This window comes from Streptomyces sp. HD (assembly GCF_028369295.1).
Lineage (GTDB): Bacteria > Actinomycetota > Actinomycetes > Streptomycetales > Streptomycetaceae > Streptomyces.
This window is the reverse complement of sequence record NZ_JAQMYP010000110.1, coordinates 1-9,734: the sequence shown is the minus strand read 5'-3', so window position 1 is coordinate 9,734 and position 9,734 is coordinate 1. Positions and strand designations below refer to the sequence as shown.

At 73.1% G+C, this 9,734-nt stretch carries 2 protein-coding genes; both read right to left on the bottom strand.

Annotated features, from left to right (window positions below; translation table 11 throughout):
- On the bottom strand, window positions 1-3,906 hold a 3,906-nt coding region (locus POF73_RS45240), incomplete at its 3' end, for a type I polyketide synthase (RefSeq protein WP_272125373.1).
- A 76-nt stretch (window positions 3,907-3,982) separates the two neighbouring features.
- Window positions 3,983-9,734, bottom strand: a 5,752-nt coding sequence (locus tag POF73_RS45235) for an SDR family NAD(P)-dependent oxidoreductase (RefSeq protein ID WP_272125372.1), incomplete at its 5' end; no start/stop codon positions are given.

Genomic DNA, 9,734 nt, shown 5'->3' with positions numbered 1-9,734 from the left:
AAGGCCAAGGACCCGGGTAGTCACCTCGTGTGCGGCCTCGTCGGTGCCGTCGGTCGAGCGTTCGACCCGGATGAGCACATCGGCGGGAACCGTCTCGTCCGGTCCCGGCAGAGCGGTGCCGACGACCGCAGGCACCTGACCCGCGCCCGAACTGGTGGGGACCTTGGCCCAGTCGAGCTGGAAGAGGCCGTCCATGGGGCCGGCATCGGTGGCCGCGAGGTCGCCGGAGGTCTCCCGCAGCGTCAGTGACTCCACCGAGGCGACCGGACCGCCGGTCGGATCGGCCAGTTCCAACGCGACCGCGTCCGGACCCACCGGCACCATCCGCACCCGCAACGCACGCGCACCCGAGGCCCACAGCGAAACCCCGGCCCAGGAGAACGGCAACCGCGCCCGCCCGTCCCCGACCGCCGACGTGAACATCACGGCGTGCAACGCGGCGTCCACCAACGCCGGATGCGCACCGAACCGGTCCGCGACGCCCTCCTGCTCCTCCGACAGGCCGACCTCGGCGAACACCTCCTCGCCACGCCGCCACACACCGCGCAGCCCCTGGAACGCCGGACCGTACGACAACCCCAGCGCGGCGAAACGCTCGTATGCACCCTCGATCGGCTCCGCCACCGCGTCCCGCGGCGGCCACACACCGAAGTCGAAGCGGTCGGCGACCGGCACGTCCGCGGGCCCGGACAGCGCACCGGTCACATGGAGGGTCCACGGATCGGTGTCGAGGGCGTCCTCGGCACGGGAGTGGATCTCCAGTGGGCGTCGGCCGGCGTCGTCCGCCGCCCCCACCCGTACCTGGACCCGGACCCCTCCCCGTTCGGGCACCACCAGCGGCGCCGCGATCGTCAGGTCCTCCACCCGGTCGCAGTCGGCCTGCTCACCGGCCCGCAGCGCCAGCTCCAGGAAACCGGTCCCCGGGAACACGGCCGCGCCGGCGATCACGTGATCCCGCAACCACTCCTGGGTGGCCAACGACAGACGCCCCGTCAGCAGCAGCCCGTCAGCGCCGGCCAGTTCCACCGCGGCACCCAGCAGCGGATGCTCCGCCGACCCCAGGCCCACCGCACCCAGGTCCCCGAGCGTCGAGCCCGTGTCGCGGGACCAGAAGCGGCGTCGCTGGAAGGCGTACGTCGGCAGGTGGACCGGTTCCTGCTCGGGGCCGTCGGTCGGGTCCTGGGCGAACGCCGTCTCCCAGTGGACCGGAAGGCCGCTGACGTAGAGCTGGGCGAGAGCGGTGAGCTGGCTCTCCGGTTCGGGGCGGTCCTTGCGCAGTGCGGTGGCGAAGTGATGGGAGCCGTCGTCCAGGCAGGTCTGGGCCAGGGCCGTCAGCTGTCCGTCGGGGCCCAGCTCCAGCAGCCGTCCGGCCTTGCGTTCCGCCAGGGCCCGGACACCGTCGGCGAAGCGGACCGGCCGGCGGACGTGCCGCACCCAGTAGTCGGGGGAGGTCAGTTCGCCGGGTTCGGCCGGGCGGCCGGTGACGTTGGAGATCACCGCGATACGCGGGGCGCTGTAGGTGAGGGTCTCGGCGACGGCACGGAAGTCGTCGAGCATCGGTTCCATCAGCGGGGAGTGGAAGGCGTGGCTGACCCGCAAGGGCGTGGCCTTGCGGTCCTGGGCCCGGAAGTGGGCGGCCACCTGCTCGACGGCCGCGGCCGCACCGGAAATCACCACCGACTGCGGCCCGTTGACCGCGGCGAGGCCCACCTCGGCGCCGAGCAGCGGCAGCACCTCCTCCTCGGTGGCCTGGAGCGCGACCATCGCACCGCCGGACGGGAGCGCCTGCATGAGCCGGCCGCGGGCCGCCACCAGGCGGCAGGCGTCGGCCAGGGACCACACTCCGGCCACGTGCGCGGCGGCGATCTCACCCACCGAATGGCCCATCAGGACGTCCGGGCGCACGCCCCAGGACTCCAGCAGCCGGAAGAGGGCGACTTCCAGGGCGAACAGGGCGGGCTGGGCGTACTCGGTCCGGTTCAGGCGGTCGGCGTCCTCGCCGAAGACGACCTCCCGCAGCGCGAACGGGAGTTCCGCGTCGACCGCGTCGAAGGCGGCCGCGAATACCGGGTACGTGTCGTACAACTGGCGGCCCATGCCGAGCCGTTGCGAGCCCTGGCCGGAGAACAGCACGGCCAGTCGGCCGCCGGGCCGGACGGAGCCTGTGACGGTGGTGGGGTGGGGTTCGTCGGCGGCGAGGGCGGTGAGGCCGGTGCGCAGGTCGTCGAGGGTGCGGCCGGTGACCACGGCGCGGTGTTCGAAGGTGGAGCGGGTCGTGGCGAGGGCGCGGCCGATGCGGGCCGGGTCCGGGTGGGGCTCGCCGCCCTCGGCGTTCCCGTCGAGGTGCTTGAGCAGACGTGCGGCCTGTGCGGTCAGTGCGGCGCGGCTGCGGGCGGAGAGCACCCAGGGCAGGGGGTGTTCGCCCGTCGGCTGCTGCGGGCCAGCCTGGGGGGCGGCGTTCGCGGGTGTCTCGTCCGTCTCGTTCGCCTGGTCCGTCGGGTCGGGCGAGCCGGGCGCGGGGGCCTCTTCGACGATCATGTGGGCGTTGGTGCCGCTGATTCCGAAGGAGGAGACAGCGGCGCGGCGGGGCCGGTCGTCGTCGCGGGCCCACGGCTGTTCGCTGGTGAGCAGGCGGAGGTCGGCGGAGGTCCAGTCGATGTGCCGGGACGGCTCGTCGGCGTGCAGGGTGCGGGGCAGCAGGCCGTGGCGCAGGGCCAGCACCAGCTTGATGATGCCGGCGACACCGGCGGCCGCCTGGGTGTGTCCGATGTTGGACTTCACCGAGCCGAGCCACAGGGGCCGGTCCTCGGGACGTGCGGCGCCGTAGGTGGCGGCCAGCGCCTCCGCCTCGATGGGGTCGCCGAGCGGGGTGCCGGTGCCGTGGGCCTCGATGGCGTCGATGTCCCCGGCGGTCAGGCCGGCGTCGGCCAGGGCCGCGCGGATGACACGTTCCTGGGCGGGGCCGTTGGGGGCGGTCAGGCCGTTGGAGGCGCCGTCCTGGTTGACGGCGCTGCCGCGGATCACGGCGAGTACGGGGTGGCCGTTGCGGCGGGCGTCGGAAAGGCGTTCCAGGAGGAGCATGCCGACGCCCTCGGCGGGTCCGAAGCCGCTCGCCGCGGCGGAGAACGCCTTGCACCGGCCGTCGGCGGCGAGGGCACGCTGGCGTCCGAAGTCGACGAACATCTCGGGTCCGGACATGACGGTCACGCCGCCGCTCAGGGCCAGGTCGCATTCGCCGGAGCGCAGGGATCGTACGGCGAGGTGCAGGGCCACCAGCGACGACGAACAGGCCGTGTCGACGGTGACCGCGGGCCCTTCGAGGCCGAAGGAGTAGGCGATGCGGCCGGAGGCGACGCTGGTGGTACTGCCGGTGAGCAGGTGGCCGCCGAGGTCGGCCTGTGAGTCGTGGGAGCGCGGCTGGTAGTCCTGGGCGATGGCGCCGACGAACACGCCGGTGCCCGATCCCCGCAGGGAGGCGGGGACGATGCCCGCTCGTTCCACGGTCTCCCAGGAGGTCTCCAGGAGCAGCCGCTGCTGCGGGTCCATGGCCTGGGCCTCGCGCGGCGAGATCTCGAAGAACTCGGCGTCGAACAGCGGCGCGTCGTGCAGGAAGCCGCCCTCGCGGACGTACGAGGTGCCGGGCCGGTCGGGGTCCGGGTCGTAGAGCGCCTCCAGGTCCCAGCCGCGGTCGGCCGGGAACGGGGTGACGGCGTCGGTGCCGGAGGCCAGGAGCCGCCACATGGCCTCGGGGGTGTCGGCCCCGTGGGGGAAACGGCAGCCCATCGCCACGATCGCGACGGGTTCCTGCTGCCGTTCCTCGAGGTCCTGCAGACGCTTGCGTGTCTGACGAAGGTCAGCCGTGACCAGTTTGAGGTAGTCCCGCAGCTTCTCTTCGTTGCTCGCCATTCGATGCCACTTCCTAGGAGGAGCCCCGAGGGGGTCCACAGACGTCGGGTCCTGAGCGGTCCGGGGTCGGTCGGGGTCAGGAAATGCCCAGCTCTTTGTTGATGAGGTCGAACATCTCGTCGTCCGTCGCGGATTCGAGTCCGGTGCCGGACGACGTCGTGCCGTCCACGCCGCCCGCCCACCGGGTCAGCAGTTCCCGGAGTCGGGCGGTCACCTTGTCGCTCAGTCCGGCGTCGGCCGTCGCGCCGTCGGCGGCACGGTCCACGTCGGCCATGGCGGATTCGAGCCGGTCGAGTTCCGCGAGCAGGACGTCCGCGGGTTGTGCCTGCTGCGGTGCGCACTGTTCGAGCAGGTGGCGGGCGAGGACCGCGGGTGTCGGGTAGCTGAAGACCAGCGTGGCCCGCAGGGTGAGCCCGGTGGCCGCACCGAGGCGGTTGCGCATCTCGACCGCGGTGAGCGAGTCGAAGCCCAGCGACTTGAACGGCCGGTCGGCGTCGACCGTTTCGGGGTCGGAGTGCCCGAGGACGGCCGCGGTGTGGGTGCGGACCAGGTCCAGAGCGGCCTGTTCCCGTTCCTCCGCGGACAGCGGACTCAGCTGCTCGGTGAAGGACGGCGTCGTACCGCTGCCGCCGCCCGGTGTCCCGGCGGTGGCACCGGGGCTGTCGGTGGCGGCCCGCCGGACCGGGATCCGGGCCAGCGCCTTCAGCAGGGCGGGCGGTTCGGCGCCGCGGCGTTCCAGTCCGGCCAGGTCGAGGCGGGTGGGCAGCAGCAGTGCCTGGTCGGCGGCGAGGGCCGTGTCGAACAGAGCCAGGCCCTCCTCGGCCGGCAGCGGGGCGAGGCCCATGCGGCCGATGCGCCGGAGGTCGGCGGCGCCGAGGGTGCCCGCCATGCCGTCGTCGGTGTCCCACAGGCCCCAGGCGAGGGAGAGTGCGGGCAGCCCCTGGGCCCTGCGGTGCTGGGCCAGGGTGTCGAGGAAGGCGTTGGCGGCGGCGTAGTTGGCCTGCCCCTGGCTGCCGAAGGTGGCGGCCACGGAGGAGAAGAGGACGAACGCGGACAGGTTCAGGTCGCGGGTCAGCTCGTGCAGGTTCCACGCGGCCTCGGCCTTGGGCCGCAGGACACGGTCGACACGGTCCGGCGTCATGGCGTCGAGAACGCCGTCGTCGAGGACGCCGGCCGCGTGGATGACGGCCGTGAGCGGACGCTCGGCGGGGATCTGGGCGAGCAGTCCGGCCAGGGCGCCCCGGTCGGCGATGTCGCACGCGGCGACGGTGACGGTGGCACCCAGCCCGGTCAGTTCCGCGGCGAGGTCGGCGGCGCCCGGGGCGCTTGAGCCGCTGCGGCTGGTCAGCAGCAGATGACGGACGCCGTGGCGGGTCACCAGGTGCCGGGCGAACAGTGCGCCGAGGGTACCGGTGCCGCCGGTGACCAGGACGGTGCCGTGGGTTCGGCCGGCCGCGGAGGATCCGGTGCCCGCGTCGTCGGCCGGGGTGCGGGCGAGGTCGATCGGCGCCTCGGGAACGGTGAGGACGATCTTGCCGGTGTGCCGGGCCTGGCTCAGGTGGCGGAACGCCTCCGGAGCGCGCCGTACGTCCCAGGTGGTGACCGGAAGCGGACGCAGCGCCCGCTGTTCGAACAGTGCGAGCACGTTCGTGAGCATCTCGGCGGTGTGGTCGGGGTCGACGTCCCTGAGGTCGAACGCCCGGTACACCACCCCGGGGTGCTGCGCGGCGACGGCCTGCGCGTCGCGCAGGTCGGTCTTGCCCATCTCGATGAAGCGGCCACCGCGCGGCAGCAGACGGAACGAGGCGTCGATCAGTTCCCGGGCGAGGGAGTTGAGGACGACGTCCATGCCGCGTCCCTCGGTCACGCGCAGGAACTTCTCCTCGAAGGCCGCATCGCGCGAGGACGCGATGTGGTCGTCGTCCAGGCCCATCGCCCGCAGGGTGTCCCACTTGGCGGGAGCGGCGGTGGCGAACACCTCGGCGCCCAGGTGCCGGGCGAGTTGTACGGCGGCCATGCCGACGCCGCCGGTGCCCGCGTGGACGAGGACGGACTCGCCGGGCCGCAGGTCGGCCAGGTCCACCAGGCCGTGGTAGGCGCTGAGGAAGACGATGGGCGCCGCGGCGGCCTCGGTGAAGGACCAGTCGTCGGGCTGCCGGGTCAGCAGCCGGTGATCGGTCACCGCGACCGGCCCGTACGCCCCGGAGAACAGTCCGAGCACCCGGTCGCCGACGGCGAGGCCGGTGACGCCCGGGCCGGTCTCCAGGACCACACCCGCGCCCTCGCGGCCGGGTACTTCGCGGTCGAGCATGCCCAGGCAGACCAGTACGTCACGGAAGTTGACGCCGGTGGCCCGTATCGCCACGCGTACCTCGCCGGGAGCGAGCGGTCCGCCGGCCTCGGGGCAGCCGACCAGGGCCAGGCTGTCGAGGGTGCCGGGCGTGGTGACGTCCAGCCGCCACAGGGGTTCACCGGGCGGCGGGAGCAGTGCGCCACCGGTGCCGGCCGGGGCCAGGCGCGGCACGTGGGCGACACCACCGCGCACGGCGAGTTGCGGCTCGCCGGTGGCCAGGGCGGGGGCCGGGTCGGTGGGGGTGACCTGGTCGGCGGACGTGGCCTGGTCGGCGGAGGTACGTGTGCCGGGCGCGAGGTCGAGCAGGACCAGGCGTCCGGGGTGTTCCGACTGCGCGGAGCGGACGAGCCCCCAGACGGAGGCGGCCACCGGGTCGATGAGCGCCCGCTCGTCGTCGGCGGGTACGGCGCCCCGTGTCACCAGCACCAGCCTGGCGGCACCGAAGCGCTCGTCGGCCAGCCAGTTCTGTATGAGGGAGAGGACGTGGTGCAACGCCACCCTGGTGGCTTCCACGGTTTGCGCAGCACCGGTTCCGTCAGCACTGCTTCCGTCCGTGTCCGGCAGCGCCGCCGGTCCCTCTGCCATGGACGGGCCAAAGGCGACAAGCACCGTACCCGGAAGTGGCGTTCCCGCGGCGACGGCGTCGGCCAGAGCCGTGAGATCGGTGTAGTGACCGGCCGGGGCTTCGGGAAGCCCCGCGATCCCGGACCCGACGACGGCCCAGCTCTGGGCCCGGTCGGGGAGGGAACCGGACGGTGCGGGCAGCGCTGTCCAGTCCACCCGGAACAGCGCGTCCCGCGCCCCGGCAGGGTCGCCGCCGGCAGGCGCCAGGGCGTCCCTGCTCACCTCGCGCAGAGTGAGCGCGTCGACATGGGCCACGGCACGGCCCTCGGCGTCGGCGATGGTGAGCGTGATGGTGTCCTCGTCCAGCGGCGACAGCCGCACCCGCACCGCGGACGCGCCCACCGCCGCCAGCGAGGCACCGCTCCACGAGAACGGCAACCGCACGCCGGCAGAGTCACCGAAGTCACCGGAGTCGTCGGGGCGACCCGCCGCCGTCCGCCCGGCGGCGAGCCAAGCATGCAGTGTCGCGTCCAGCAGAGCCGGGTGAAGGCCGTGACGCCCGGCCTCGCTGTGCTGGTCGACGGGCAGCCGAACCTCGGCGTAGACATCGTCGCCCCGCCGCCAGACGGCGCTCAGACCCTGGAAAACCGGGCCGTAGCCGTATCCCTCAGCCACGAGCCGCTCGTAGAAGCCGCTGAGCGAGACGGGGGCCGCGTCGGTGGGCGGCCAGTTCTCCAAGTCATGGGTCCCGCTGACGCGGTGCGCGTCCTCGGCGTTCTCCGCGTTCTCCGGGTTCTCGGCGTTCTCGGCGTCGAGGAGGCCGGTGGCATGGCGTGTCCAGCGCTCGGCCGCGGCCTCGGTGGGGTCGGCCTGCGAGTAGAGCGACACGGTACGCCGCCCCGATTCGTCCGGGCCGCCGACGGCGACCTGGACGCGTACGCCACCCCGCTCCGGCAGGACCAGCGGCGTCTCCAGCGTCAGGTCCGCGACACGTCCGCAGCCGACCCCGAGACCGGCCTGAAGCGCCAGTTCCAGGAAGCCGGTGGCCGGGAAGAGGACGGCACCCGCGACGACATGGTCCCGCAGCCAGGGATGGGTCTTGAGAGAGAGCCTGCCGGTGAAGAGGGCTCCCTCCCCTTCCGCCAGGGCGACTTCGGCGCCGAGCAGCGGATGCCCGGAAGGCGTGAGCCCGAGCCCGGCGGCGTCGCCCGCCGTGCCGCGCGGGGCGCCCGGCCAGAAGTGCTGCCGCTGGAAGGCGTACGTCGGCAGGTCGACGCGGCGGGCACGGGTGCCGGCGAACACCTGCGGCCAGCGCAGGTCGCTGCCGCGGGTGTAGAGAGCGGCCACGGCGTACAGCAGGGTCCCGGGCTCGTCGCGGTCCTTGCGCAGCGCCGGTACGAACAGTTCCCGCTCGGCGGGATCGGCACCGGCCTCGGCCCGGGCCAGCGCGGTGAGCGTGCCGTCGGGGCCCAACTCCAGCCAGTTGCCCACGCCTTCCGCGCGGACCCGACGGACGCCGTCGGCGAACCGCACGGCGTGACGGACGTGCCGCACCCAGTAGTCGGGTGTCATGAGGTCGGCGGCGTCGGCGCGGTCTCCGGTGAGCGCCGAGACCACGGTCATCCGCGGCGCCTCGTACGTGAGGCTCTCCGCGACGGTCCGGAACTCGGTGAGCATGGGCTCCATCAGCGGAGAGTGGAAGGCGTGGCTGACCCGCAGCCGGGTCGCCTTGCGGTCGAGACCCCGGAAGTGGGCGGCGATCTCGTCGACGGCCGCTTCGGTGCCGGCGACGACGGTTGCCTCCGCGCCGTTGACAGCGGCGATGCCGACCTCGGCCTCGCGGCCGGTCAGCAGGGGCAGGACCTCATCCTCGGACGCCTGGAGCGACACCATCGCCCCGCCGGCCGGGAGCGCCTGCATCAACCGGCCCCGCGCCGCCACCAGACGGCAGGCATCCGCCAGCGACCACACTCCGGCCACATGCGCGGCGGCGATCTCACCGATGGAGTGACCGAGCACGACATCGGGCCGCACACCCCAGGACTCCAGCAGCCGGAAGAGGGCGACTTCCATGGCGAACAGGGCGGGCTGCGCGTACTCCGTTTGGTTCAGCAGGTCGGCGTCCTCGCCGAAGACGACCTCCCGCAGCGCGAACGGGAGTTCCGCGTCCACGGCATCGAAGGCTTCCGCGAAGACCGGGTATGTCTCGTACAACTCCCGCCCCATACCCAGCCGTTGGGAACCCTGCCCGGCGAACAGGAACGCCGTACGACCGCCCCCGGTAACCGCGGCACCGGTGACCACATGCCCCACCGACCCCTGCTCGGCCACTGCCCGCAGACCAGACAGGGCCTGCTCCCGGTCGGCGGCCACGACCACGGCACGATGCTCCAGCGCGGAACGCGTCGTCGCCAACGACAGCGCGACATCACGGTGCGACAGCCCGGAATCCGACGACAACAGGGCCGCCAGCCGCTCCGCCTGGGCACGCAGCGCTCCGTGCTCCGCGCCGGACAGGGGAAGGAGGACGTTACGGTCGTCGGTCGTCTCGGCAATGACGGTGTCACCGAGTGTGTCAGTGGGGGTCGGTTCGTTCGTTTCTTCGAGGATGACGTGGGCGTTGGTGCCGCTGATACCGAAGGACGACACACCACCTCGACGGGGGCGACCCCTCTCGGGCCACTCCACTGCCTCCGTCAGCAACTCGATGTCGCCCGCCGTCCAGTCGACGTGCGAGGACGGCTCGTCGGCGTGGAGGGTGCGCGGCAGCACCCCGTGCCGCATCGCCATCACCATCTTGATCACACCGCCGACACCGGCCGCCGCCTGCGTGTGGCCGATGTTGGACTTCAACGAGCCCAGCCAGAGGGGCTGTTCACGGTCCTGGCCGTAGGTAGCGAGGAGCGCCTGG